The sequence below is a fragment of the Kribbella sp. NPDC058245 genome (assembly GCF_042882005.1).
In the GTDB taxonomy this organism is placed as follows: Bacteria; Actinomycetota; Actinomycetes; order Propionibacteriales; family Kribbellaceae; genus Kribbella.
The window spans coordinates 218,007-242,958 of sequence record NZ_JBHVWY010000005.1 but is presented as its reverse complement, the minus strand read 5'-3'; the positions used below and the strand labels follow the sequence as shown (position 1 = coordinate 242,958).

Below are 24,952 nucleotides of genomic sequence, written 5' to 3'. Positions count from 1 at the left end.
AGGACGTCCGATGGAGTGGAAAAACCTCGGCGAAGAGACCAAGTATGAGAACCCTTGGTTCCGCGTAAATCTCGCTGACGTTGAACTGCCTGATGGGCGCCACCTCGACCACTTTCTGATTCGCCAGCGTCCGGTGGCTTTGACGGCGGCGGTCAATGAGAAAAACGAGGTCCTGCTGCTGTGGCGCCACCGGTTCATCACCGAGACCTGGGGGTGGGAGCTTCCAGCGGGCGTCGTCGATGACGGGGAGAGTCTTGTCGAGGCTGCGGCGCGCGAGATGCTTGAGGAGACCGGATGGCGGGCTGGTCCCCTGGAGCCTTTGATTACCGTCGAGCCGGCAAATGGCCTGTCGGACGCTCTGCACCACATCTATTGGGCCGATGGCGCCGAGTACGTGAGTCATCCTGAGGACGACTTCGAGTCGGACCGTCGAGAGTGGGTTCCACTCAAGCTAGTGCCGGACTTGATCCGTCGAGGCGAGATCAGGTCGGCCAACACCGTGGCCGCGTTGTTGCTTCTCCATCACATGCGTGAGGTTTGATCCCGAGCGCCGGGGGCGGTAGGTCGACATCCAGACGGCATCGCACCGGCAAGCACTCAACTGTTGCAGTAGGCAACGACCTTCCGCCACGGATGTAGCGGGGGCAACCGCTGCACCTTTGCGCGGCAGCGTGGAATGCGCGACAGCGCAAGGTCCGCGCGTAGCGTCAGGTGCGCGCGGTAGCACGCACCGTCTTCGGGTGGGTGGGAGCGTCGCGGAGCACGGCGACGGAGGAGCCGGGCGTAGTCGACGCGTGGGCTTGACCGCCGTACCCATGACCTGTCAGTTGTAGTAGCCGTCGATGGGGACGCGAGCCTCGTCGTACAGGGAGGGGCCGGATTGGGGGACGGCGGGGAAGCTGCCGGTGGTCTTCAAACCGTTCAGTTGCTTGCCGGAGAGGGCGTAGACGACGTTGCCTAGGCCGGAGCGGGCTAGGGCGCCGGTGCACATTTCGCAGGGTTGGCAGCTGGTGTACATGGTGGTGCCGGCGGCGATCTCCGGGGTGAGTTCGCGGGCGGCCCAGACGGCGAGCTTCAACTCGGGGTGGTGGCTGATGTCGCCATCGGTGATCGTCGTGTTCTGGGCTTCGGCGAGCACTTGGTCGTCGGGGCCGACGAGGAGGGAGCCGAAGGGTGGGTTGCCGGCTTCGCGGGCGGCGGCCGCCAGGGCGATGGCTCGGCGGAGGAAGGTTTCGGGGGTCATGTCAGCTCCTGCTTCAGCGTGGCTAGGTCTCGCCAGGCGGTTTCGGGGTGTTCGGTTTCGGCGGGATCGCCGTGAAACGGATCCAGTACGACGCTCTGAGCGCCAAGCTCACGCAGTACGTCGAAATCGGCGCGCACCTGGTCGATCGAGCCCTCGCCCGCGACCCGCGTCTCCTCAGGCAACGGCGATGAGGTCAGCCGAAGCAGGATCCGCGGCGCGAAGGCCGGCACCGGCCGACCCTCGGCGGTAGCGATCTCACGCAGCTGACCAGTTGCCGAGCGCAACCAATCGACGCGTTCCCGGAGCGGGTGCCACGCATCACCCAACAGCACGGCCCGCCGCATGGCCGCCGTACTGCGGCCGCCGACCCACAACGGGATTCGCCCAGGACCGTAGTCCGCTGCGTCCGACCACGCCGAACGCAGCGAGACCAGCAGCTCGTCCGTCGCCCGCCCGCGCCGCGCATGCGAGGCCCCCAGCGCCTCGAACTCCTGCCGGGCCCACCCAGCGCCAACTCCGAGCACCAGTCGCTCACCGCTCAGCTGATGAAGGTTCGCCGCCATCCGCGCCACCAGCAACGGATGCCGGTACCCCGCGATGAGTACCGTCGTACCGAGTCGCACGCGCGAGGTGATTCCGGCCAGCCAGCTCAACGTCGTGAAGGGCTCGTAGAACGGCGCCGGGTACTGCTCCGCGACGTCCGGTGTGATGACCACATGGTCCGACACCATCAGCAGGTCGTACCCGAGCTCTTCGACCACCTGAGCCCACTCACGCAGCCGCGCCGGATTCGTGCCGGGCCCGAAGTTCGGAACGTTCACACCGATTTCCACCCCGTCAGGCTATCCAGGCAGCAGGCCAGCTTTGAAGAGACTTCTCCCGGCAAATCCGGCGCTTCACCACGGATTCACCGGTAGATTGGCCTCATGACCGAGACCCTCGATTCGATCGACTGGGCTGTGCTGGCCGAGCTCCAGGCCGATGCCCGGATGTCTCTCAGCGAGCTCGGCCGCCGCGTCAGTCTGAGCGCCTCGGCCACCACCGAGCGGGTACGGCGACTGGAGGCGCTCGGCATCATCACCGGCTACCGGGCAGACGTCGACCTGGCGAAGGTCGGCTACCCGGTACTGGCCGTCGTACGGCTCAAATATCCCGGCAACAAGCATGAGCCGCTCAAGCGGCTGCTCGCCGAGCGCGGTGAGTTCCTCGAATGCCTACGCACGACCGGCGACGACTGCTACACCCTCAAAGTCGCCGCCACGTCCATGCCGCACCTCGAGCAGCTCGTCAACGAGCTGACCGAGTTCGGCAGTACGACGACCAACTTGGTCTACTCCCAGACCCAGTCCTATCGCGGTCCGACGAAACCTAGTTGAGCTCGCCGAAGGCTTCGATCGCGCGGAGCGTGTCGGTCTGCGACATCCCCGGCGGCTGGATGCGGAGGATGATCCCGTCCGCGCCCATCTCCTCGTAGTGAGCGATCCGCTCGGCGCACTCGGCCGACGATCCGATGATGCTGCGGTCGACGATGTCGTCCCAGCCCTGCGTGTAGCGGCTGGCGTCGGCGGATGTCCGCTTCCAGCCGGTGTAAGCGTCGTACAGGTCGCGCAGCGGCTCTTCCAACGCCTTCCGCGCGTCCTGCGAGGTCGGGGCCGCGTAGCCCTCCCGGCACAGGATGACCTCAGCACCCAACGTGCCCTCGCCCCGCGGATAGCCCTGGTACTCCGCGATCTTCGGAGGCAGGACCTCGTCGGGTTGGTTGAACGACGTCGTCCAGCCGTCACACATCCGCGCGGTCCGTTCCAGTACGGCGGACACCTGGCCGCCGTTCCACAACCGGGGCCGCGGTGATTGCAACGGCCGCGGCGACAGGTAGGCATCCTGGATGCTGGTGAACCGGCCCTCGTAGGTCACCGACTCCTCGGTCCACAGCCGCGTGACGATCTCGAGGCACTCCTCGAACCGCGCGACCCGCTCGCGCTGCGTCACGCCGTACAGGGCGAACTCCTCCGGGCGGTACCCGAGCACGAAGCCGGCCGTGACCCGCCCGCCGGACAGCACGTCCAGATGTGCGAGCGTCTCAGCCAGTACGACGGGCTGGTACAGCGGCGCCACGATCCCTGCCGTGGCGATCCCGATCCGCGAAGTGTGCGCCGCGAGCCAGGTGAGAGAGGTGAGAATCTCGTGGTACCCGGGCCGGTGCAGATGCCGCTCACCGAGCACCACCCACTCGAACCCGGCCTGCTCGGCCAGCCGCGCCTGCTCGACCGCATCGGCCAGTTGCGGCCGTTCGCCATCGGTGCCGTACAGGTTGAGATACAGACCCAGCCGCATCAGGGTGCCACCTTCCGTTGACAGAGAGCACTCAGGGTATTTACGGTCTTGACCGTAAGTCCTTTTGTGTCGGAATGCGACCCCTAACCGCCTGAAGGTGTCCCTAAGGAGCCGACCTTGACTGTTCTATCGCATCCGGTCGGCGTTCCAGCCGGCCCGGGAACCGCCCCGATCAGCGCGATCCGGACCCGCGTCGTGAGCGCGCCGTACCGGCGTCCGTTCCAGATCAGCAGTGGTGTCAGTACGGATCTGATCAGCCTGGTGGTGGAGATCCATACGGCCGACGGCGTGGTCGGGATCGGCGAGACGTCACCCATGACGGCGTACACCGGGGAGACCCTGGCAGGTGTCACCGCCGCGATCGAGGAGCACCTCGCGCCGGCTCTGATCGGCCGGGACCCGCTCGACCGGGCCGGTGCGCACGTGGTGATGGACGGCGTCCTGCGCGGCCAGAACGTGGCCAAGTCCGGTCTCGACATCGCCCTGTACGACCTGGCCGGCCGCCTCAGCGGCTGGCCGGTGCACGCACTGCTCGGCGGCAGCATCCGGACCCGGGTGCAGACCGCCTGGGTGGTGGGGCTCGGCACGCTCGACGAGATGGCTGCGGAGGCCGCTGAGTACTCAGCACGTGGTTTCTCGCATCTGAAGCTCAAGGGCGGCCATGACCCCGCCAAGGACCTCGAGCTGGTCCGTGCGGTTCGTGCGGCCATCCCAGCCGACACAGAGGTCTGTCTGGACGCCAACGAGGGGTACGACGCCACCACCGCGCTGCCGTACCTGGCCAAGATGACTGAGGCCGGCCTGAACCTGCTGGAGCAGCCCCTGCCCCGCTGGGACCTGGCTGGCATGGTGCGGCTGCGTGAGCGGCTCGACGTCCGCCTGATGGCCGACGAGAGCATGCACTCGCTCCACGACGCACTGGAGATCGTACGGCGCGGTGCGGCCGACGTACTGAACATCAAGATCCTCAAGGTCGGCGGACTGCACCGGGCGCTGCAGATCGCCAATCTGGCCGAGGCTGCGGGTCTCGCGGTGAAGATAGGCTCGATGCCGGAGCTGGGCGTCGCCACTCTGGCCGCGGTCCACCTGGCGGCCGCCGTACCGGGTGCAACCGTTGCGGCCGACCTGGTCGGCCCGCTGCTGGTTGAGGAAGACCCACTGGCTCCGAGTGTGTTTGCCGACTGCAAGGGCTGGATCGACGTACCCACCCGACCTGGCCTCGGCCACGACGTCTGAGAGGTCTCATGCACCCGCTGGTCGAACAACTCCGCGGCACTGTCCTCCCTGCGGTCTTCACGCCGATGGACAGCTCCGGTGTCATCGCGTACGACGCTCTGACCGCGTACGCCGGTGCTATCGCGGGCCAGGACATCGGTGGGGTCGCAGTGTGGGCCCACACTGGCCGGGGTCTGTACCTGAGTGCCGCAGACCGCTCCAAGGTGCTGGAAACGTGGCGGCAGGCGACTGCGGCTCCGATCGTGGCCGGAGTCGGCGTACCGCGGTCGGAGTCCCCGAAGAGCCTGGACGACGCCGCAGATCTGACCGTGGCGATGGCTCTGCAGGCCGCAGACGCCGGAGCGGACGCAGTGATGGTCTATCCGCTGGCTGGGCTCGCAGAGCTGTCAGACGGGCACGCACAGGCCGTGAAGCTGCACGAGCGCGTGGCTGTCGAGAGCGGGCTGCCACTGGTCGGGTTCTACCTGCACGGGGAGGCCGGCGGGTACCCGTACCCGCCGGAGCTCATCCGGGACCTGCTGAGCCTTGATGCGATGCTCGGGGTCAAGACAGCGACGCTGGACCGGGCTATCGGCACGCAGGACGCCATCTGGGCCGGACGGGACACTGGCAAGCTGCTGATCACCGGCGAGGACCGGATGTACGGTCCGTCGTTCATGTGGGGTGCAGATACGGCCCTCGTGGGGATTGCGTCAGCACAGGTCGAGCTGTCGGTCGCCGTACTGCGGGCTTGGAAGGCAGGCGACCACAGCGCGTTCCTGACTGCGTCGGACCGGCTGGATCGGTTTGCCGCAGCGACGTTCTACGCACCGATCGAGGGCTACGTGCAGCGGATGATCTGGGCAGCCGTCTGGGAGGGACTGATCCCGGAGGAGGCCGCGTACGACCCCTACGGCCCGTCCTTGCCTGCCGCTGAACGCGAGCTGGTCATCAGGACTCTGGAAGCACTGCAGAGCTGACAAGTGAGGTGGCGCGCTCCCTCCATCGCTCCACCACACCTCGTCCGCAGCCGACCACTCACCGGCGTACCGGCAATTATGGTCTTGACCGAAACTAAAAGACTCTGCTTCGATCGTCAAGAGGTTGACCGGCCCTGCATTACAGTGCGTGGCATGGGGGTGTGCTGATGGCGGTCGTGGTCGGCGTTGTCGGCCCGGAGGATGTCGTGCAGCGAGTGATCGCGACCGGTCCGCCGAGCGGTGCCACCTTGCTACCGCTGTCCTACCGGCACGAGACCGAGACGGTCGAGCTGGTCGCGCAGTCCCAGGAGAAGGTCGACGCCCTGCTTTTCACCGGCGTCGTCCCGTACACGATCGCCACCGAGGCCGGCGCCGTCGGCCGCCCCGCCATGTATGTCTCGTACGACGGCGCCACCCTCCTGCGCGCGTTGGTCGAGTTGCTGCGGCTCGGCCACAACGTCACGCAGTTCTCGATCGACACGCTGCGGCGCAGTGAGGTCCTGGAGACGCTGATCGAGGCCAAGCTGCCGACCGACCAGATCCAGGTGCTCCCGTACCGGGCCGGTCTGACCTCCGACGACATCGTCACGTTCCACCGGAGCGCCCGCGACAAGCACGACACCAAGATCGCGATCAGCTGCCTCGGCTCGGCGTTCCACCTGCTCGACAACGAGATGCCGTCGGTCCGCCTGGTCCCGTCGCGCTACTCGATCCGCTCCACCCTGCAGGCGCTCGTCCTCACGACCAGCGGCCAACACGTCGGCGACGCGCAGGTCGCGCTCGGCATCGTCGATCTCCCCGAACCCGACGACGCCCTGGCCGGTGACCTGATCACGCTTGGCGGCAGCCTCGCCCTGCTACCCGACGGACGGTACCTGGTGGTCACCACGCGCGGCCTGCTTGAGCAGGCGACCGAACAGTTCACCCGGATGCCGCTGCTCGACCACCTCGCCGCACGCCACAGCACGGCGTACGTCGGCTTCGGCATCGGCCGCACTGCCGCAGAAGCCGAAGCCTTGGCACGACGCGCAGTCGGCCGCGCCGGTTCGATCGGCAGCGTGGCCGGCGTCGTATCGATGTCCGACGACGTCGAGATCGTCATCGAGCTCTCCGGCGATCAGCCCGCCATCCCCCGCGGCGCCGAAAGCCTGCCCTTGTTGGCTCGTCGCGTAGGCCTCAACCCGGTCACCCTCGCCCGCATGCGCGAACTCACCGCCAAGAACCCCGACGGCCTGACCACCCAAGACGTCGCCGACCACCTGGCCGTCCAGCTCCGCACCGCCCGACGAGTCCTCAAACGCCTAGAACGCGCCGGCCTCGCCGACCCCATCGCCACCCAGCAACACGGCCGAACCGGCCGACCCCCCACCATCTACGCCATCCGCCTCTAACCCGTCCCCCCTGATGGCTTACCCCACGAGCTCATGTGCGACGCCATCTCATGGGTTCACCCACGAACTTGCCGGCCCCGGTCACCTCCCCACCCCATTTGATGGGCTGACCCGCCCCGTTGCGGGTGAGCCCACCGCATGCGGCTAGCCCGCCCACCACCAGATGGGCGGGCCAACGAAATGGGGATGGGTGGGCGACGCCATCTCATGGGTTACCCCACGAGCTTGCGGGTTCTGCACCCACATGCGGGTCCAACACCCACAACCTGATGGGTGAACCCATCAGGTGACCGGGGCCGGAAACGGTCACCACCTCCGCCGACCATCGCCCGCCACCCCACCCCAATTTGATGGGCTGACCCACGCCGTTGCGGGTGAACCCACCGCATGCGGCTGGCCCACCCACCACCAGATGGGCGGGCCAACGAAATGGGGGGTGGGTGGGCCCGCGAAATGGAGGGGGTGGGCTAGGGGGTGATGATGGTGACGCCGGCGGGGGTGCCGTTGCTCAGGGCGGCTAGGGCGGCGGGGGTTTCATCGAGGGTGATGGTGCGGGTGATGAGGGCCGCTGGGTTTAGGTTGCCTTGGGCAACTTGGGTGAGCATCTCGGGGTAGGCGTGGGCGGGCATGCCGTGGCTGCCGAGCCATTGGAGTTCCTGGCCGATCAGGCGACTGACATCGAGCTGTACGCCGGAGGGCAGCAGCCCGATCTGCACATGCCGACCGCGCGGCCGGAGTACCCGCAACGCCTGCTGGACAAGGTCATTCGAGCCCAGCGCGTCGAAGGTGATGTGAGCACCGACATCACCCACCTCCGATGTCGTCTCCACAGCGCCGTACTGGCGGGCCAGCTCGAGCGCGGCCGGATTGGTGTCAACGGCAACCACTCGCGCCCCGGCCGCCGCCGCGATCATCACCGCCGACAACCCGACCCCACCACAGCCGAAGACGACCACGGTCTCGCCGGCCTCGACCTTCCCGACCTGCCGGACGGCCCGGTACGACGTCGCAAACCGGCAGCCGAGTCCAGCCGCCGTACCGAAGTCGAGTTCGTCGGGCAGCCGCACGAGATTCACCTGCGCATACGGAATCGCGACATACTCGGCGAACGAGCCCCAGTAGTTGAACCCCGGCTGCAACTGATTCGGGCACACCTGCTGATTGCCACTAAGGCACTCGGCACACGACCCGCAAGCGCAGATGAACGGCGTCGTCACCCGATCGCCGATCTCCCACCCCGAGACGCCGGCACCCACGGCCGCGATCGTCCCCGCCAGCTCATGCCCCGGCACATGCGGCAACACGATGTCGGAGTCATGCCCCATCCACCCGTGCCAGTCACTCCGGCACAGCCCGGTCGCCTCAACCTTCAGTACGACGGAACCCGCCGCCACCTCCGGCTCCGCAACCTCCCGCACCTCAGGCACAACGCCGTACTCCGAGATCACTACAGCGCGCATGGCGTCACCCTACGCAGAACTCGTTGCCCTCGGGGTCGAGCATCACGATGTGACCGAGCTGGTCACCATAGAAGTCCTCGCGCACGAGCGTCGCCCCCAGCTCCACGAGCGCTGCAGCCTTCGCACGCATCCGTACGGCGGACTCCGGCGACCGCTCACCGGGACCTGCGACCCGGATGTCGATGTGCAGCCGGTTCTTGGCCGTCTTCGGCTCGGGCACCCGGAGGAACCCAATCGCCGGCAACTCGTCGTCAGGATCGATGATCGACGTGTTGTCGGGACTGTCGAAGCCGGGCTCGATCACGTAGCCGAGCGCCGCGGCCCAGAATCTCGCCAAGGAGGGTGGGTCCGCGGCATCGCGGCCGATTGTCCAGTTCGTCGCCATACCGGCGACCGTAGTCCTTGTTCCGGACGTTCTCCGACCGGAACCGTCAGCCGCCGGCGACGGCCGGGATGATCGAGACCTGACCGCCGTCCTTGATCGCGGTCTGCAGACCCTCGGCGAACCGGACGTCGTCGTCATCGACGTACACGTTCACGAAGCGGCGCAGCTCGCCGGACTCGTCGAGCACCCGGGACTTGATCCCCGGGTACGACGCGTCGAGCGAGTCCAGCACCTCGGTCAGCGTCGCACCCTCGGCGGACACCTCGGAGACTCCCTGGGTGTAGGGCCGGAGGATGGTCGGGACTCTGACACTGACGCTCACTGCAGTCCTGCCTTCACGAAGGCGTCGTACGACGCGGGGATGGTCACCTTCGGGCCGACCCGGTCGGCCACGGCGTCGAGCGTCTTGAGCCCGTCGCCGGAGTTGATGATCACGGTCTCGGCGTCGGGGTCGATCTGGCCGGTCTCGATCAGCTTCTTCAGCGTCGCGACGGTCACCCCACCCGCGGTCTCGGTGAAGATGCCCTCGGTGCGGGCGAGCAACTGGATGCCGTCGACAACTTCCTCGTCGGAGACGTCCTCGATCACACCACCGGTACGGCGGGCGACGTCGAGCACGTAGGGACCGTCGGCCGGGTTGCCGATGGCGAGCGACTTCGCGATCGTGTCCGGCTTGACCGGCTTCACCACGTCGTGGCCGTCGCGGAACGCCTGCGCCACCGGCGAGCAGCCGGTCGCCTGGGCGCCGTAGATCTTGTAGTCGGTGGCGTCGACGAGCCCCAGCTTGCCGAGCTCGGTGAAGCCCTTGTCGATCTTGGTCAGCTGCGAGCCGGACGCGACCGGGATCACCACCTGCTGCGGGATCCGCCAGCCGAGCTGCTCGGCGATCTCGAAGGCCAGCGTCTTGGAGCCCTCGGAGTAGTACGGACGGACGTTGACGTTGACGAACGCCCAGCCCTCTTCCTCACCGGCGATCTCGGAGGCCAGCTTGTTCACGTCGTCGTAGTTACCGTCGACGGCCACCAGCGTCCCGCCGTACACGGCCGTCGTAATGATCTTGGGGCGCTCGAGGTCCTTCGGGATGAAGACGACCGAGCGGATACCGGCCCGGGCGGCGGCCGCGGCGACGGCGTTGGCCAGGTTGCCGGTGGAGGGGCAGGCGAAGACCTTCATGTCCAGCTCGCGGGTGGCGCTCAGCGCGGTCGCCACGACCCGGTCCTTGAAGGAATGGGTCGGGTTGCCGGAGTCGTCCTTCACCCAGAGCTTGCGCAGACCCAGCTCGCGCGCGAGGTTCTGGGCGTCGATGAGCCGGGTGTAGCCGGGCTCGGTGTTCGGGAAGCTGGCCACGTCGACGGGGACGGGCAGCAGCGGCTGGTAGCGCCAGATGTTCTTCGGGCCGGCCTCGATCTGCTCCCGCGTGATGGTCGGGTACTCGTACCCGACCTCGAGCGGACCGAAGCACTCCATACAGGCGTAGAACGGACCGAGCGGCGACTTCGCCCCACAGGCGCGACAGCTCAGATGCGTTCCGTTGCCGAAGGCACCTTCACGGATGGTGTGGGCGGCGGTGGCCAGGCTCATGGCTGAGGTTCCCCTCTCATCTTCCCCGCGAACACCGGATCTCGATGGCGGGACGGATTTGGCACCGTTCCACCGTGAGTTACCCCGGGCGGGGTCTCGACGGGGAGGGTTGCCGGGACTTCAACGGGCCGTTTCCCTCAGTCCCTCTGGATGAGCTGCCCCGAGGTTACCCAATCGGGTCCGGATCGCGCCTTCCGCCTTCCAGCATCCGAGACGCCATCTCATTTCCACCAGATCCCCCGCGTACGGCGTGATTCACCTCTCTCACCGAAGTCGATGGGTAGCGCCAGGCGTATGGGTCGGCAGGGACTTCCGCGGACCGTAGCGGGGGTGGCCGATGCCGGCCATCTCCAGCAAGCGCTGCACCCGAAAGCGATGGCCGCGATACGGCTCGATGAGCTCCGCGCAGCCGTCGTCGTCCAGCTCCTCACCGATCAGCGCATACGACACGTTGCGGGACACGTGATAGTCCGCGAACGAGAACGCATCCGCGTCCCCATGCGCCCGCTGCCGCACCTCCGCCGCCGTCCACACTCCGACACCAGGCAACGACCGCAGCCGCCGCTCGATCTCGGCCGAGTCCGTCAGCTCGAGCGTCCGCTCCAAAGCCTTCGCCCGCGTCGCCGCCGTCACCACCACCCGCGACCGCCGCCCTTCGACCCCGGCCCGCAACCACTGCCACGACGGGATCAGCCGCCACTCCTCCGGCGCCGGCGGCACCATCATCGCCCGCCCCTCCGGCCCACCCGGTCCCGGCGCAGGCTCGCCGTACTCCCCGAGCAGCAACCGCCACGCCCGGAACGCTTCCTTCCCCGTCACCACTTGCTCGATCCCCGCCGCCGCCATCGCCTCGAACACCGCCCGCGTCCGCGGCACCCGCACATCCGGGAACCGATGCGCCGCATCCACGAGCGCCCGATGCTCAGCCAGCGGCTCGAACCCGTCCCAGCTGTCCGCCTCCCCCAACAACTCCGGTACGCCGTCCAGCGCCCACTCAGCACCCGGTCCCCAGGCCTCCGCCTCTACATCCCCCCGCCTCGGCGTCAGCCGCAACAACACCGGCCCCTCCGGCGTCCGAGTAGCCCGCCAAACAGTCCGCCGCGCCCCGTCGTACACATAAGCCGGATCCCCCGGCCCCTTCCGCAACCCACCGATGACCGAGTGCGGATCGACCACCCGCCCCGCCCGCCAAACCCGCACCATCGATCCCACCCACCAAGTCTTACCCACCCCACCGACAGAACTCATACTGAGGCGTATGACCGGGTGGCAGTGGGTGAAGTTGGTGGGGAACTTTGTGAACCTGTCGACGTTTGCCGGGTTGCTGGTGGCGAAGCTGGGGCGGGCGACGGTGAGTCGGGGGCCGCGGGGGTTGTTCTTCGCGAACGGGTACCGGATCGGGTTTCCGGTGGCGGGAGCGTTCACGATCGGGAACGTGGTGCTGAGCAAGCACCCGGTGAGTTACTTCGACCGGGAGCTGCTGGTCAAGCACGAGGAGCGGCACTCGTGGCAGTACTTCTGCTTGCTGGGGTTGCCGATGTTGCCCTTGTACGTCGTCGGCGTCGTCTTCTCGTGGTTGCTCACCGGGTGTCCGGCGTCGCGGAATCCGTTCGAGCGGATGGCCAGCCTGAAGGACGGTGGGTACGTCGAGCGGCCGGTGCAGCCGATCGGCCGGACGGTGACGCAGGCGTTCAGCGGGCTGCGATCGCGTCCGAAAGGGCCGTGAGGACTGTGACGACGCCGGTCGGGTCGTCGACGACGATGTCGGCGGCTGCGATCAGCTCAGCCGCGCCAGAGGAACGAGTAGCGACCAGTACGGCGTTCAGACCGGTCTTGCGGTGTTCGTCGACCGCTCGGAAGGCTGCGAGGTCGCCGAGGTCGTCACCGGCGTAGAGGATCGACCGTGCGCCCGTCGACTCGAGCAGGCGGCGCAGTGCGACGCCCTTGTCGATTCCGGGCGGGCGGAGCTCCAGGACGAGGTTGCCGGGCTCTAGGCGCAGTTCGGTCGCGTCGGCCAGCTCGGCGAGCGGCGTACGGAGTCGGTCAAGTGCGCCGGTCGGATCGGCCAGGCGACGCGTGTGGACGGCCAGAGAGCTCTCTTTGTCCTCCACGAAGGCATCTGGAACACCAGCAACGCTCAGCAGCTCAGGGAGCCGCTCACGCGCCACTGCGACGCCGACCGGGACCGGGTCGCTGGTGATCTTGCCGGTGGACGCTTCCCACTGCTCCAGGCCGTAGTGACCCAGTACGACGAGGCCGCCGAGCCCGGGATGTCCGGTGACGCCAGTGAGCTCTGTGGCGACCAGGGCCGGGCGGCCGGTCACGATGGCCACCTGACGCACCGAACGCGCCAGCCGGGCCAGTGCGTCGAGTGCGCCGTCAGCAGGACGGGCGCGGGCCGGGTCCTCGACCAGTGGGGACAGCGTGCCGTCGAAGTCGGAGGCGATCACCGCACTGGCCGGATCGGCGACGATCGCCTGCCAGCCGCTGTGACCGAGGTCGGTCTGGATGACCGGCGTACTCATCCGGTGTAGTCCGAGGTCAGGATCACGGTCAGGCGATCCATCTTCATGTTGTCCAGGGCCGGCTTGGTCCGGCCGACGCCGAGGTCGCGAGCCAACTGGTTGGCCGCCTGCACCATGCCCGGCGGGTAGTAGACCGTGCTCTCCACGACCTTGCCGTGCCAGTTGTCCACACCGGACACAGTCCAGCCGGCCTGCCGCGCACGCCCGGCCACCTGGTCGGCCAGCCCCTTGCGCGGGGTGTTGTTGTACACCTCGGCGGCAGGCCGCTCAGCGGTCGGAATAGTCGTGGGCTGAGTGGCCGGAGGCTGCGTCGCAGGCGGCCCAGTGGTCGGCGGCTCAGTAGTGGGCGGCACCGTCGTCGGAGCCGTGGTGGGGGCAGTGGTCGGCGCTGTGGTCGGCTTGCGCGGCGGCACGCTCGCGATGATCGTCGACGGCCCACCAGACGGCTTGGCGGACGGCTTCGGCGTACTGGTGGTCTTCGGCTCGTCCGCACTGCTCTCATGCCCGCGCGTGCCGAACAGGACCAGCAGTCCGCCGACAATGGCAACGACGGCAACCACAGCGACCAGGGACGAGAGCACCTGGCCCTTGTCGCCCTTGGGGCGGCGCATACTCAGACCTCGATACCCAGTCGACGTGCGGAGCGAGCGCGCTGGCGGGCGGCGCGCAAGCGGCGCAGGCGCTTCACCAGCAGCGGGTCGTGCATCAGGGCCTCGGGCCGATCGATCAGCGCGTTGAGAACCTGGTAGTACCGCGTCGCGGACATCTGGAACTGGTCCCGGATCGCCTGCTCCTTGGCGCCGGCGTACTTCCACCAGTGCCGCTCGAAGGCGAGGATCTGTCCATCACGCTCGGAAAGCCCGGCAACCACTGGCGCGGCTTCGGCGGGCTCGGAAGAGCTGGCGTTGGCGCTGTCCATCTGCTGCTGACTCCTGTGCGGTCGGTGATCGTCCGTCCGCGTTCCACTCTACGTGCCGAACAACAGCAATGTCATTCACCGGTGGAACGACACGGAGCGTGTCGTACGCGGGCGGCCGGGCAGGGGTAACTCTGGCAGGATCAGAGGGTGAGCTCAACTGTTTCCAGCCAGGCGCTGGTGGAAGAGCTGCAGGCCAGGAGCCGTGAGGTGGACCCGCTGGTCAACGCCATCTGCACGCCCAACCCCGCCGCTCTCACCGACGCCGTCCGACTCGACACGGAGCGTGACCAAGGTCGCGTCCGCGGTCCGCTGCACGGCGTCCCGATCCTGGTCAAGGACAACATCGACACCGCCGGCCTGGCGACCACCGCCGGCTCACTGGCACTGGCTGAGCAACCACCTCCCCCAGAGGACGCGCCTCTGATCCAGCGGCTGCGCGCAGCCGGCTGTGTGATCCTCGGCAAGACCAACCTGAGCGAGTGGGCGAACTTCCGCGGCTCTGCGTCCTCCTCCGGTTGGAGCGCGTACGGCGGCCTCACCCGGAACCCGTATGCACTCAACCGTTCTCCGGGCGGCTCCTCCAGCGGCTCCGGAGTCGCAGTGGCCGCCGGACTCGCCGATTTCGCCATCGGCACCGAGACCAACGGCTCGATCGTCTGTCCGGCCGCTCTGAGCGGCATCGTCGGTCTGAAGCCCACAGTGGGCCTCATCCCGCAGCAAGGCATCATCCCGATCTCGCACTCGCAGGACACCGCCGGTCCGATGACCAAGACCGTCATGCAGTCCGCAGCCCTGCTCACCGTGCTCACAGGTGGTGGGACCGACTACACCGAGCACTGTCGCGGTGACGACCTCAGCGACGTCCGCATCGGCGTACCGCGTGGTCCGCTGTGGGGGTACTCGATCGGCCTGGACCGCGTCACCGAGCAGGCGCTGGAGCTCCTCAGCCGCTGTGGGGCCACTCTGGTCGACCACCTCTCACTTCCGGCTCCAGGTGGTGACGAGGACCAGCTCAACGTGCTCGCCCACGAGATGAAGATCGACATGGCGGCGTACCTGGCCACTCGCGTTCCGGGCGGCCCGAAGACGCTGGACGACCTCATCGCCTTCAACCGGGCCCACGCGGACGTGGAGCTCCAGTGGTTCGGCCAGGAGCTGTTCGAGCGCTCAGCAGCCACCGAAGGGCTCGATGCACCCGCCTACGTCTCTTCCCGGCTCACTGCGCTCGCCGCAGGCCGCGACGGCATCGACAACATGCTCCGGGACAACCAGCTCGACGCCCTGGTCAGCCCGTCGTACTCCCCGGCCTGGAGCATCGACCTGGTGAACGGCGACAACGTCATGGGCGGTTCGTCCTCACATGCCGCGCTGGCCGGCTATCCGCTGATCTCCGTCCCCTCCGGACTCGTCGGCGGCCTGCCCGTCGGCATCACGTTCAGCACGACCGGCGGGGGTGACGCCACGCTCATTCGCTTGGCTCACGCCTTCGAAACCGCCAGAATCAAGGAAAACGGACCGTTCCCGACCCCGGAGTTCACACAGTGGCTGTAGATCGTGTCAGATGGGGCATCGTTGCTACTGGCAACATCTCCACGTCGTTCACGCGTGATCTGAAGCTGCTCGACGACGCGGTCGCGACCGCCGTCGCCTCGCGGTCCCAGGACAGCGCCGACCGGTTCGCTGCCGAGCACGGCATCGAGCACGCGTACGACGACTACCGCCGGCTGATCGACTCCGGCACCGTCGACGTGATCTACATCGGCACTCCGCACCCCCAGCACTACGCGATCGCCCGTACGGCGCTCGAGGCCGGTATCGCGGTGCTGTGCGAGAAGCCGGTGACGCTGACAGCGCCTCAGGCCCACGATCTGATCGCTGTCGCCGCCGAGCACAAGACGCTGTTCGCAGAGGCCATGTGGATGCGGACCAACCCGGTCATCCAGGCTCTCTTCGCGGATCTGGCCACCGGAGTGATCGGTGAGCCGCAGCAGGTTGTCGCGGACTTCGCCTTCCACAAGCCTTCGCTGCCCGCCCGGCTGCTGGACCCGGCGCTGGGCGGCGGCTCGCTGATGGACGGCGGCATCTACCCGATGACGTTCGCCTACATGGCGCTGGGCCGCCCGGCCGAGGTGAAGGCGGTGGCGTCCCTCAACGAGGACAACATCGACCTGAACGTCGCCATGGCCTGGCGCTACGACTCCGGTGCGGTCGCGGCCCTCACCTGCGGCCTGAAGTCGCAGAACCCCTGGGTGGCGTCAGTGAGCGGTCCTGAGGGCAGCCTGCAGCTGCCACACCGCTTCCACCACCCCGAGTACTACGTCCGGCACACGGCTGCCGGAGCGGAGCGCATCGACGTACCGGCGCATGGGCTTGGGTACCACTACGAAGCCACCGCCGTGATGGATGCGCTGCGTGCTGGGCACATCGAGGTGCCTGCGCTGCCGCACACCGGAACGCTCGAGATTCTCGAACTGCTCGACGAGACACGGAGCCAGATCGGGGTCCGCTACCCCGGTGACGATGACGACCTGACTGGATGACATCAAACATGCCCGACGGACGAAGTTCCTTCGTAGTGGTGGCCAACCGGCTGCCTGTCGACCGAATCGAGATGCCCGACGGCAGTACGGCGTGGCGCCGCAGCCCAGGCGGTCTGGTGACCGCCCTGCACCCGGTGATGCAGGCGCACGAAGGCGCGTGGATCGGCTGGACCGGCAGCGCCGACGAGAAGGTGGACCCGTTCGACAACGACGGGATGCACCTGGTTCCGGTGATGCTCACGGCCGAGGACGTGGAGCTGTACTACGAGGGCTTCTCGAATGCGACGCTCTGGCCGCTTTACCACGATGTGATCGTCGCACCGGAGTTCCACCGCGAGTGGTGGGAGTCCTACGTCGCAGTGAACCGCCGGTTCGCCGAAGCGGCCGCAGAGGCTGCCGACGACGGTGCTGACGTCTGGGTGCACGACTACCAGCTGCAGCTGGTGCCCGCGATGCTGCGGCGGCTCCGTCCGGACGTCCGGATCGGGTTCTTCCTGCACATCCCGTTCCCGCCCACCGAGCTGTTCGCCCAGATGCCCTGGCGCCGGCAGATCCTCGACGGCCTGATGGGCGCGGACCTGGTCGGTTTTCAGCGTCCCGGCGCCGCCTCCAACTTCGCGCGGCTCGCCCGCAACCGGATGGGCCTGCGGACCCGCGGCGACCGCATCCACCTCCCGGACGACCGCGTGGTGCGCGCCAAGGCGTTCCCGATCTCGATCGACGTCGGTGAGCTGGAGGACCTGGCCCGCAAGCCGGAGACCGAGCAGCGGGCGCGTGAGATCCGCGACGAGGTCGGCAACCCGGCCCACATCCTGCTGGGCGTCGACCGGCTCGACTACACCAAGGGCATCCGCCAGCGCCTGCGTGCGTTCGGTGAGCTCCTGGACGAGAAGCGCATCTCTGTCGACGAGGCGGTCTTCGTGCAGGTGGCGACGCCGTCCCGGGAGCGCGTGGAGCAGTACCGTGTGCTGCGCGACGAGATCGAGCTGCTGGTCGGCCGCATCAACGGTGAGCACGGCCGGATCGGCACTCCGGCCATCAACTACCTGCACACGTCGTACTCGCGGACCGAGATGGCTGCGCTGTTCCGGGCCGCGGATGTCGCCGTGGTGACCCCACTGCGCGACGGCATGAACCTGGTCGCCAAGGAGTACGTCGCGACCCGGTACGACGACACTGGCGCGCTGGTGCTGAGCGAATTCGCCGGTGCGGCCGACGAGTTCCGTCAGGCGTTCCTGGTGAACCCCCATGACATCAACGGCATGAAGGACACCATCGTCGACGCCATGAACACCGACGACCGCCAGCTCGGCCGCCGGATGAAGGCGATGCGCAAGCACCTGGCCGCTCACGACGTGAACCTGTGGGCCGCCACCTTCCTCAAGGCGCTGCATGCCGAGGACTGACGGCCGGATCCTCGCGCTCGACCTCGGTACGTCGTCCGCCCGCGCACTGGTCCTGACCGCCGCAGACGCGTCACCGGTGCCGGGTGCACTGGCCCGGCACAAGATCAGTCCGACGTACGGGCATGACGGCTCCGCAGTGCTGGACCTGCATGAGTACGTCGAGGGTCTGCTGGGCTGTCTGGACGAGCTGGAGCAGAACGGTCACCTCACAGACATCCAGGCGATCGTCCTGTCGACACAGTGGCACTCAGTCGTCGCCTTGGACAGTCACGGCGCCGCACTGACGCCAGTGATCACCTGGGCGGACACTCGCTCGATTGACCTCGATCTGGGCTCGTCGTTCGACGAGAAGGCCTTCCACGCGCGCACCGGCAGCTGGCTGCACCGGCTCTACTGGACGCGCCGCATCCCTTGGCTGCTTGCCGAAACCAGCCCTGCCAGTTTCGCCGGTCTCCCCGACCTGGTGATCGAGCGGCTGACCGGAGAGCGAGTCACCTCGGTCTCCGTCGCATCCGGCACCGGCACACTCAACCTGGCCACCGGTGAGTACGACGACGAGGCCCTGGCGATCGCGGGCGTGAAGGCCGACCGCCTGCCGCCGATCGTGCCCACCGGGTGGACCGGACATCTGTCGACCGAATACGCACGACGCTGGCCCGGACTGGTCGGCGTACCGGTGCATCCACCGACCGGCGACGGTGCTGCCTCCAACGTCGGCACCGGCGCTTATGACTCCGGGACCGCAGCAGTCACAGTCGGTACGTCGGCCGCCGTGCGCGTCGTGCACCCGATCGACAACGCTCCCGAGCTCCCGTGGGACCTCTGGCGCTACCGGGTCGACGACAAGCGTGCAGTGACCGGTATGGCGTTCTCGGCCGCCGGAAACATGCACGCGTGGCTGACCGACGTACTGCGGCTCGAACACTCGGAGCCGACCACTGAACTGATCGGCGCGTCCCAGGTGATCGCCGTACCGTTCCAAGCCGGCACTCGGCCCCCGGCGACCGTGCCTGGTGGTTCTGGCGTCTACTTCGGTCTGTCGTTCGATGACTCCGCCGAAACACTGCTCGCGGCATCTCTGCAGGGCGTCTCACTCGAGGTGGATCGCGGTCTGCGCATGCTGGACGAGCTGTTCGGCCACAAGCTGTCCGTGGTGCTCGGCGGCGGTGGCATCGACGCCTCGGCGTGGTGGCGGCGATGTCTCACCGCCACCTTCGCCCGCCCCACTGACGTCTGCGCCGAGCCCGAGGTCGGCTGCCGCGGCGCCGCCGCAGTAGCCCTCGGTCTGTCCCCCCAACCAGGTGGCGAGCACCTGGACCCATCCCCCGACGACCTAGCCCGCGTGGCCGCCCTGCGCCCCCGCTACGAATCCCTGCGAGCTCTCGCCGTCCAAGCGAGCACTACGGCGTGATGCTGAGCGTCTGAGTCGCGGTCTCGAGGACGTTGCTCAGGATCTTGTTCTGCGCCGGCGTCCCGCCCACAGTGATCTCGGCGTCGGCGCCGACGTGACCCTTGAGGGAGACATAGCGGGTGGCGACCCAGCGGGTCGTCTTGCCGCTCGTGTAGGTATAGACGACGGTGCTGACCCGGACCGGGTTCTGCCCGACGGTCGAGGTGCCCCTGACGGTGGACGCGGCAACGATCTTCAGTCCCGGCGTGCCCTTCAGCGACGCGATCTTCCGGTTCAGCTGCGACCGCGTGGTGGTCGGGCCGAGCCAGGTGTTGAACCGGATCATCCGGTTGTTCGCCGTGTCGTCGAACCGGGTCTCGTGCGGAGCGACCTTGGACTCTTTCCAGGTCTTCGGCAGCTTCGCGTGCGAGATGTACTTGCCGTCGCTCTTCTTCTCGAAGTTCCGCATCACAAAGCTGATCGGCGCCGCCTGCGCCGCCGTCACCTGCTGCTCGGCCGCGTCACTCTGCAGCGCGCCGCCCAGGAAGAGCGCCCCCGCGCCGGCCAGTGCCGCAACCCCGGAGACCGCACCCGCCACAATTCCGTACCGCTTCATTTTCGTGGTTCCCCTCTGCGCCTCCACCCTGGCCGCGCACCACCTTCGACTACCGATCTGCCCAAAGAGTTCGCCTTTTCGTCCAGACAAAAAGGTTCGGTCCGGCACGAACCGAACGGACCCGGCACGCGTCCGTGCGCAGCGTCTAGATTGGCCAGTCACCACGCTCAAGGGGGTACTTCGATGCGTTTCCGCCTGCCCATCGCTCTGGCCGCGGCACTCGCCCTGGTCGCACCGGCCGCTCCAGCGGTCGCCTCCCCGGCCGGACATGCACCGGATCCACTGGTCTTCGGTGCGTGCCCGGCCGATATCGCACAGCCTTACCCCGCACTGACCTGTGCCACCTTGCAGGTGCCCGTCGACTACAAGCGCCCGTACGGCGCGACTCTGCCGCTGCTGGTGACGAAACATGCCGCCAAAGACCCGTCCAAGCGGCTGGGCGCTCTCCTGGTGAACCCGGGCGGTCCGGGTGGTGGTGGCGCGGACTACATCGGCATCCTCACCCGTGCTGACGGCACTGGCTTCACCCGGCTGCAGCCCGCCGTACTGGACGCGTACGACGTGATCGGCTTCGACCCGCGTGGTGTCGCGCACAGTGCGCCGATCAGCTGCACGGAACCGACGTACTTTCCCACTCCGCAGCCCGATTCGGCTGCACCGGAGAACCGCGACGCCCTGTGGAACCTGTGGAGCGGCTACGCCGACGCTTGCGGCGCCAGGGCCGGCGCGCTGCTGGCGCATCTCGGCACCGACAACGTCGCTCGGGACATGGACCGGATCCGAGCCGCTCTGGGCGAGCAGAAGCTCAACTACGTCGGCTTCTCCTACGGCACCTACCTGGGTTCGGTGTACACCGCTCTGTTCCCGCAGCGGGTCGGCCGGATGATCCTGGACGGCAACCTCGACCCGACACCGGCTGACCTTTGGTACCAGGCCGGACTGGCTCAGTCAGTTGCCTTCCAGAAGCGGTTCGACAGCTACCTCGGCTGGCTGGCCAAGTACGACGCGGTGTTCCACCTCGGCAGCACTGTCGAGGTGGTCCGCGCCCGGTGGGACAAGACACTGACCGACTTCCGCACCACGCCACACGGAGCGGTCGGTAGCCACGAACTGATCACCCTCGCGGTCGGCGCGATGTACTCGGAGACGATCTGGATCGCCTTCGGCCGAGCACTCAGCAGCTATGCGATCGGCGGCGACGACAGCGCACTGGTCGAGTTCGCCGCGCCGGACACCAGCGCTGAGGGCGAGCAAGCGACCGCGGCTTTCAACGCGGTGGTCTGCGTCGACTCGTTCTGGCCGGCGAGCAAGGCCCGCTACGAGCGGGACGGGGACCGGCTCTCGAAGGTCGCCCAGTTCGCGTGGGACAACATCTGGGTCAACGGCAGCGCCTGCCGCAACTGGCCCGTGCCGAACCACCCACCGGTCCAGATCTCCGGCCGCGGACTGCCCGGCATTCTGATGTTCAACAGCGTCGGCGACCCGGCCACGCCGTACGCCGGTGCCTTGAAGCTGCACAAGGTCTTGCGCAGCTCAGTTCTCGTGACTGAACAGGACTCCGGCAAGCACTGCGTCTTCGGCAACACACGGGTCATGGTGAACACAGCAGCGAACGACATCGGCACGAAGTACCTGTTGACCGGAGTGCTGCCACCGGCCGACATCTCGATCCCGGGCCACGCGATCCCAGTACCGACCGCGGCCGCACTGAAGGCTCCCATCGTGAAGGTGTCGCCGCTGGCATGAACCGGACAGGCCCGGCGGGCGTCCCCCGCCGCCGGGCAGGGTGTGGCGGTATCGCATTCACACCCTGGGGGTACTCCGCATGCGTGCTCGTCTTCCCGTCGTCACCGTGGTCGCTTTGGCGCTGATCACTCCGGCAGTTCCCGCGGTGGCCGGACCGCCGCCACCGAGTCCACTCGTGTTCGGGGCGTGCCCGGACGACGTCGCTCAGAACTACCCCACGCTGACCTGCGCGACGTTGCAGGTGCCTGTCGACTACCAGCAGCCGTCCGGTGCGACCATCCCGTTGCTGGTCACCAAGCACGCCGCCAACAACCCGTCCAAGCGCCTGGGTTCGCTGGTCGTCAACCCTGGCGGCCCGGGTGGTAGCGGCGTGATCATGGCCGGCTACGTCGCCACGCCCGACGAGACCGGCTTCACGCCGCTGGAGCCCGCCGTACTGGACGCGTACGACGTGATCGGCTTCGACCCGCGGGGAGTCCGGCACAGCGGGGCTATCAGTTGCGCGGCTCCGGACTACTTCCCGGTCCCGCAACCGGATCCGGATGCTCCGGCCAGCCGCGACGCGCTGTGGAAGCTGTGGGACGGCTACGCGGACGGCTGTGGCGCCAAGGCCGGCGCACTGTTGCCGTACCTCGGCACCGACAGCGTCGCTCGGGACATGGACCGCGTCCGGGCCTCCTTGGGCGAGCAGAAGCTCAACTACCTCGGCTTCTCCTACGGCACCTATCTCGGCGCGGTGTACACCGAACTGTTCCCGCAGCGGGTCGGCCGGATGATCCTGGACGGCAACGTCGACCCCACCCCACCTGACCTCTTCTACAAGATGGCGCTATCCCAGGACCTCGCGTTCCCGAAGCGGCTCAACAGCTACCTCGGCTGGGTGGCCAAGTACGACGCGGTGTTCCACCTGGGCACCACGGTGCGCGCAGTCCGCGCCAACTGGAACAAGACGCTGGCCGACTTCCGTGCCAAGCCGCATGGTGCCGTCGGTGCCCACGAGTTCCTCGGCGCCACCTTCGGAGTCATGACCGCCGACGAGCTCTGGATCCCGTTCACGCAGGTGCTGAGCGCCTACGTGGTCGGCGGTGACGACAGCGGGCTGGTCGACTTCGCCACCCCGAGCACCAGCGCTCAGGCCGAGCGCTTCACCGCGAGCTTCAGCGCGGTGATCTGCGGCGACTCGAAGTGGTCGCACAGCAAGGCCACCTACGAGCGAGATGCCGCCCGGATCGCGAAGGTCTCCCCGGTCGCCTGGGACAACATGTGGATCACCGGCAGCGTCTGCCGTAACTGGCCCGTGCCGGACCACGCGCCGATCAAGATCACCGGCCGAGGGCTGCCCGGGATTCTGATGTTCAACACCGTCGGCGACCCGGCTACGCCGTACTCCGGCGCTCTGAAGCTGCACAAGGTGTTGCGGAGCTCGGTTCTGGTGACCGAACGGGACTCCGGTGCGCACTGCGTCTTCGCCAACCCACAGTCCATGGTGAACACCGCAGTGAACGCCATCGGCACGAAGTATCTGCTCACCGGCGAGCTCCCGCCTGGCGACCTGTCGGTACCGGGCCACGCCCTGCCGGTACCGACCCCGGCGGCACTGAAGGCGCCTATCGCGAAGTCGCGAGCCGCCTTAGTGCGTTGAAATAACGCTTAGCAGCAAGCCCCTGCAGCGTGCGCGTGGCCGGTCCGCCCAGACGGGCGTACCAGGCCGCCGCACGGCTGTAGGCGGTCACGGTGAAGTAGACGCCGTCGGACTCCCGCGTCACCACGAAGGACTCCTCACCGGACTCCGGATGCCCTTCCAGCGTCCCGTACGCAAACCCGATCCGGTCCGGCTCGTCCACGGTCCACACCACCCGGCAGGGAATCGCCAGCCCCACAAGCCCGATCGGTACGGCGGTCCGCAGCCGGCCGATCACCATGCCGGGCCCGAGCCGCCCCAACGCGTTCACACCGATTGCCGCCGTACCGTCTGCAGTGAACGGCAGTCCGGCGAGCCGGTGCATCCGCCAGGCCAGCAGGGCCTCACCTGCCCGCTGGAACACCTCATCGCCGTCGCCAAGGCGGGCCCGGTGCTCCAGCCGGTGGTAACCGGGCGGAGTCTTGTCGAACCGGGTGGAACCGACTACGTCGTACGTGAAGTGCAGTTGGGGCAGATCATCGAGGCGCATCAGGTCAGCTGCTCTTCAGACCGCTGGTCTTGCCGGACTTGATCGCAGTGAACAGCGCCTTCGCCTTGGCCTCGTCCCATCCGACACCGATCCCGCTACCGACCCGCACGCTGTCGTCACCGATCGGCACGGTCAGCGTGATGCCACCGCTACCGGAGACCGCACGCATGCCGCGGGCGAACTTGATGAAGTCGAACAGGCTCATGTCCTTGTCGACGGTGAGCGCGTCCACACCCTTGGTCGCGACGTTGAAGTAGCGGACCGGGTTGAGGAACGTCGACGGCGACGTCGCCTTCTTGCCGACCGCGCCGACCATCTGCCGCTGCCGCTCGACCCGGCCGAAGTCGTTCTTGCCGTCCGCGTGCCGCGAGCGCACGTAGCCCAGCGCCGTCACACCGTCCAGGTCCTGGCAGCCGGCCTTCAGGTTGATGTGCGCCTTGTCGTCGTTCAGTGCCTTCGGCAAGCACATGTTGATCCCGCCGACGCTGTCGATGACGGAGGCGAAGCCGCTGAAGCCGATCTCGACGTAGTGGTCGATGCGCAGGCCTGTCTTGGTCTCCAGAGTCTTGATCAGCAAGGCCGGATTGCCCTTGCCGAGCGCGAAGGCCGCGTTCACCTTCTGCTTGCCGTAGCCCGGCACAGTGAGGACGCTGTCGCGCGGGATGCTGACCAGCACGGTCGGACCGGACTCCGGGACGTGCATGATCATGATCGAGTCCGTGCGCGACCCAGATGCCTTCCCCGTGTGCAGGCGAGCGCGCTCGGCCCGGCTCAGGTTCTCGCGGCCGTCCGAACCGACCATCAGGTACGTCGTACCGGACGTGGCGGCCGGCCTGGTCCCGGTGGGCATCGCGTCGACCTTTTCGATCCGGCTCCAGGCATAGAGCGGGACGGCGATCAGCATCAGCACGAAGAGCAGGATGAGAAGCCCCAGCGTCCTCAGAAACCAGTTCTTCCGCTTCTTCGGCCGACGTGCGTAGCGCTGGTCCATGGGCTGCGGTTGACTCATACCTGAACGGTATCGGTGCCCGCGGCTCCACACGTCACTCC

General features: G+C 67.7%; 26 protein-coding genes and 1 riboswitch. Of the genes, 12 read left to right on the top strand and 14 right to left on the bottom strand.

Annotation, left to right across the window (positions count from 1 at the left end):
- The first annotated feature begins 10 nt into the window (after nt 1–10).
- Nucleotides 11–541 carry an NUDIX hydrolase gene (locus ACFVWG_RS13395; RefSeq protein WP_391543501.1) on the top strand — a complete coding sequence of 177 codons (531 nt, stop codon included), beginning with the start codon at nt 11–13 and terminating at the stop codon, nt 539–541.
- Between the two features lie 282 nt (nt 542–823).
- Here ACFVWG_RS13395 and ACFVWG_RS13390 read toward each other — a convergent pair whose 3' ends face one another.
- Both ACFVWG_RS13390 and ACFVWG_RS13385 read right to left on the bottom strand, forming a co-directional pair.
- Nucleotides 824–1,243: a nucleoside deaminase gene (locus tag ACFVWG_RS13390; protein WP_391543500.1), complete on the bottom strand. Its 420-nt coding sequence runs from the start codon at nt 1,241–1,243 to the stop codon at nt 824–826.
- Nucleotides 1,240–2,076: an LLM class flavin-dependent oxidoreductase gene (locus ACFVWG_RS13385; protein ID WP_391543499.1), complete on the bottom strand. Its 837-nt coding sequence runs from the start codon at nt 2,074–2,076 to the stop codon at nt 1,240–1,242. The genes ACFVWG_RS13390 and ACFVWG_RS13385 overlap by 4 nt, the downstream gene beginning before the upstream one ends.
- A 93-nt stretch (nt 2,077–2,169) precedes the next feature.
- Between ACFVWG_RS13385 and ACFVWG_RS13380 the strand changes: the two genes are divergently transcribed.
- Nucleotides 2,170–2,619, top strand: coding sequence for an Lrp/AsnC family transcriptional regulator (locus tag ACFVWG_RS13380; RefSeq protein ID WP_391543498.1), 450 nt, complete (start codon nt 2,170–2,172; stop codon nt 2,617–2,619).
- Here the strand turns inward: ACFVWG_RS13380 and ACFVWG_RS13375 are convergent.
- A complete protein-coding gene (locus ACFVWG_RS13375; RefSeq protein WP_391543497.1) occupies nt 2,612–3,577 on the bottom strand; it encodes an LLM class flavin-dependent oxidoreductase in 966 nt (321 codons plus the stop codon). The two genes, ACFVWG_RS13380 and ACFVWG_RS13375, sit on opposite strands and share 8 nt — an antisense overlap.
- Before the next feature lie 117 nt (nt 3,578–3,694).
- Here ACFVWG_RS13375 and ACFVWG_RS13370 point away from each other — a divergent pair, with 117 nt between their 5' ends.
- The 3 genes from ACFVWG_RS13370 (at nt 3,695) to ACFVWG_RS13360 (ending at nt 7,163) form a co-directional block, all read left to right on the top strand.
- Nucleotides 3,695–4,813 carry a mandelate racemase/muconate lactonizing enzyme family protein gene (locus ACFVWG_RS13370; protein WP_391543496.1) on the top strand — a complete coding sequence of 373 codons (1,119 nt, stop codon included), beginning with the start codon at nt 3,695–3,697 and terminating at the stop codon, nt 4,811–4,813.
- A gap of 8 nt (nt 4,814–4,821) precedes the next feature.
- The gene (locus ACFVWG_RS13365; protein ID WP_391543495.1) at nt 4,822–5,772 is read left to right on the top strand and encodes a dihydrodipicolinate synthase family protein; all 951 of its coding nucleotides are present in this window, start codon (nt 4,822–4,824) and stop codon (nt 5,770–5,772) included.
- Between the two features lie 167 nt (nt 5,773–5,939).
- A complete protein-coding gene (locus ACFVWG_RS13360; protein ID WP_391543494.1) occupies nt 5,940–7,163 on the top strand; it encodes a hypothetical protein in 1,224 nt (407 codons plus the stop codon).
- Nucleotides 7,164–7,630: 467 nt separating this feature from the next.
- Here ACFVWG_RS13360 and ACFVWG_RS13355 read toward each other — a convergent pair whose 3' ends face one another.
- The 5 genes from ACFVWG_RS13355 to ACFVWG_RS13335 all read right to left on the bottom strand — a co-directional run bounded on the left by ACFVWG_RS13355 (nt 7,631) and on the right by ACFVWG_RS13335 (nt 11,792).
- The gene (locus ACFVWG_RS13355) at nt 7,631–8,623 is read right to left on the bottom strand and encodes an alcohol dehydrogenase catalytic domain-containing protein (RefSeq protein ID WP_391543493.1); all 993 of its coding nucleotides are present in this window, start codon (nt 8,621–8,623) and stop codon (nt 7,631–7,633) included.
- A gap of 4 nt (nt 8,624–8,627) precedes the next feature.
- Entirely contained in the window at nt 8,628–9,008 is a 381-nt protein-coding gene (locus tag ACFVWG_RS13350; RefSeq protein WP_391543492.1) for a VOC family protein, read from the bottom strand.
- A gap of 46 nt (nt 9,009–9,054) precedes the next feature.
- Entirely contained in the window at nt 9,055–9,330 is a 276-nt protein-coding gene (locus ACFVWG_RS13345) for a ubiquitin-like small modifier protein 1 (protein WP_391543491.1), read from the bottom strand.
- On the bottom strand, nt 9,327–10,589 hold the full coding sequence (gene thrC / locus ACFVWG_RS13340) for a threonine synthase (protein WP_391543490.1): 1,263 nt from the start codon (nt 10,587–10,589) through the stop codon (nt 9,327–9,329). The genes ACFVWG_RS13345 and thrC overlap by 4 nt, the downstream gene beginning before the upstream one ends.
- Before the next feature lie 13 nt (nt 10,590–10,602).
- A riboswitch (SAM riboswitch) is annotated at nt 10,603–10,746 on the bottom strand.
- 107 nt (nt 10,747–10,853) lie between these two features.
- A complete protein-coding gene (locus ACFVWG_RS13335; RefSeq protein WP_391543826.1) occupies nt 10,854–11,792 on the bottom strand; it encodes a DNA-3-methyladenine glycosylase family protein in 939 nt (312 codons plus the stop codon).
- Between the two features lie 55 nt (nt 11,793–11,847).
- On the opposite strand from ACFVWG_RS13335, the gene ACFVWG_RS13330 reads away from it, so the two are divergent.
- A complete protein-coding gene (locus ACFVWG_RS13330) occupies nt 11,848–12,315 on the top strand; it encodes a hypothetical protein (protein WP_391543489.1) in 468 nt (155 codons plus the stop codon).
- Here ACFVWG_RS13330 and otsB read toward each other — a convergent pair.
- Genes otsB through ACFVWG_RS13315 form a run of 3 tightly spaced genes read right to left on the bottom strand, consistent with a single transcriptional unit; the run spans nt 12,281 to nt 14,033 of the window.
- Nucleotides 12,281–13,114, bottom strand: a complete 834-nt coding sequence (gene otsB / locus ACFVWG_RS13325; protein ID WP_391543488.1) for a trehalose-phosphatase — start codon at nt 13,112–13,114, stop codon at nt 12,281–12,283. The genes ACFVWG_RS13330 and otsB overlap by 35 nt on opposite strands.
- Nucleotides 13,111–13,725: a LytR C-terminal domain-containing protein gene (locus tag ACFVWG_RS13320; RefSeq protein ID WP_391543487.1), complete on the bottom strand. Its 615-nt coding sequence runs from the start codon at nt 13,723–13,725 to the stop codon at nt 13,111–13,113. The genes otsB and ACFVWG_RS13320 overlap by 4 nt, the downstream gene beginning before the upstream one ends.
- A gap of 2 nt (nt 13,726–13,727) precedes the next feature.
- Complete coding sequence (locus ACFVWG_RS13315) at nt 13,728–14,033, bottom strand: DUF3263 domain-containing protein (RefSeq protein WP_391543486.1); 306 nt, start codon at nt 14,031–14,033, stop codon at nt 13,728–13,730.
- 147 nt (nt 14,034–14,180) lie between these two features.
- Here ACFVWG_RS13315 and ACFVWG_RS13310 point away from each other — a divergent pair, with 147 nt between their 5' ends.
- The 4 genes from ACFVWG_RS13310 to ACFVWG_RS13295 are packed head-to-tail and all read left to right on the top strand — an operon-like array spanning nt 14,181 to nt 19,390.
- On the top strand, nt 14,181–15,584 hold the full coding sequence (locus ACFVWG_RS13310; RefSeq protein WP_391543485.1) for an amidase: 1,404 nt from the start codon (nt 14,181–14,183) through the stop codon (nt 15,582–15,584).
- Complete coding sequence (locus tag ACFVWG_RS13305; RefSeq protein WP_391543484.1) at nt 15,575–16,573, top strand: Gfo/Idh/MocA family protein; 999 nt, start codon at nt 15,575–15,577, stop codon at nt 16,571–16,573. The genes ACFVWG_RS13310 and ACFVWG_RS13305 overlap by 10 nt, the downstream gene beginning before the upstream one ends.
- An 8-nt stretch (nt 16,574–16,581) precedes the next feature.
- Nucleotides 16,582–17,979: a trehalose-6-phosphate synthase gene (locus ACFVWG_RS13300; RefSeq protein WP_391543483.1), complete on the top strand. Its 1,398-nt coding sequence runs from the start codon at nt 16,582–16,584 to the stop codon at nt 17,977–17,979.
- Nucleotides 17,966–19,390, top strand: a complete 1,425-nt coding sequence (locus ACFVWG_RS13295) for an FGGY family carbohydrate kinase (protein WP_391543482.1) — start codon at nt 17,966–17,968, stop codon at nt 19,388–19,390. The genes ACFVWG_RS13300 and ACFVWG_RS13295 overlap by 14 nt, the downstream gene beginning before the upstream one ends.
- Here the strand turns inward: ACFVWG_RS13295 and ACFVWG_RS13290 are convergent.
- Nucleotides 19,380–19,985, bottom strand: coding sequence for a hypothetical protein (locus ACFVWG_RS13290; protein WP_391543481.1), 606 nt, complete (start codon nt 19,983–19,985; stop codon nt 19,380–19,382). The two genes, ACFVWG_RS13295 and ACFVWG_RS13290, sit on opposite strands and share 11 nt — an antisense overlap.
- A 183-nt stretch (nt 19,986–20,168) precedes the next feature.
- On the opposite strand from ACFVWG_RS13290, the gene ACFVWG_RS13285 reads away from it, so the two are divergent.
- Both ACFVWG_RS13285 and ACFVWG_RS13280 read left to right on the top strand, forming a co-directional pair.
- Nucleotides 20,169–21,731 (top strand): alpha/beta hydrolase, encoded by a 1,563-nt coding sequence (locus ACFVWG_RS13285; protein ID WP_391543480.1) that lies wholly within the window; start codon nt 20,169–20,171, stop codon nt 21,729–21,731.
- Nucleotides 21,732–21,810: 79 nt separating this feature from the next.
- Nucleotides 21,811–23,373, top strand: coding sequence for an alpha/beta hydrolase (locus ACFVWG_RS13280; RefSeq protein ID WP_391543479.1), 1,563 nt, complete (start codon nt 21,811–21,813; stop codon nt 23,371–23,373).
- Here the strand turns inward: ACFVWG_RS13280 and ACFVWG_RS13275 are convergent.
- Complete coding sequence (locus tag ACFVWG_RS13275; protein WP_391543478.1) at nt 23,339–23,902, bottom strand: DUF1990 family protein; 564 nt, start codon at nt 23,900–23,902, stop codon at nt 23,339–23,341. The genes ACFVWG_RS13280 and ACFVWG_RS13275 overlap by 35 nt on opposite strands.
- Nucleotides 23,903–23,906: 4 nt before the next feature.
- Nucleotides 23,907–24,911 carry an LCP family protein gene (locus ACFVWG_RS13270; RefSeq protein WP_391543477.1) on the bottom strand — a complete coding sequence of 335 codons (1,005 nt, stop codon included), beginning with the start codon at nt 24,909–24,911 and terminating at the stop codon, nt 23,907–23,909.
- Nucleotides 24,912–24,952 lie beyond the last annotated feature (41 nt).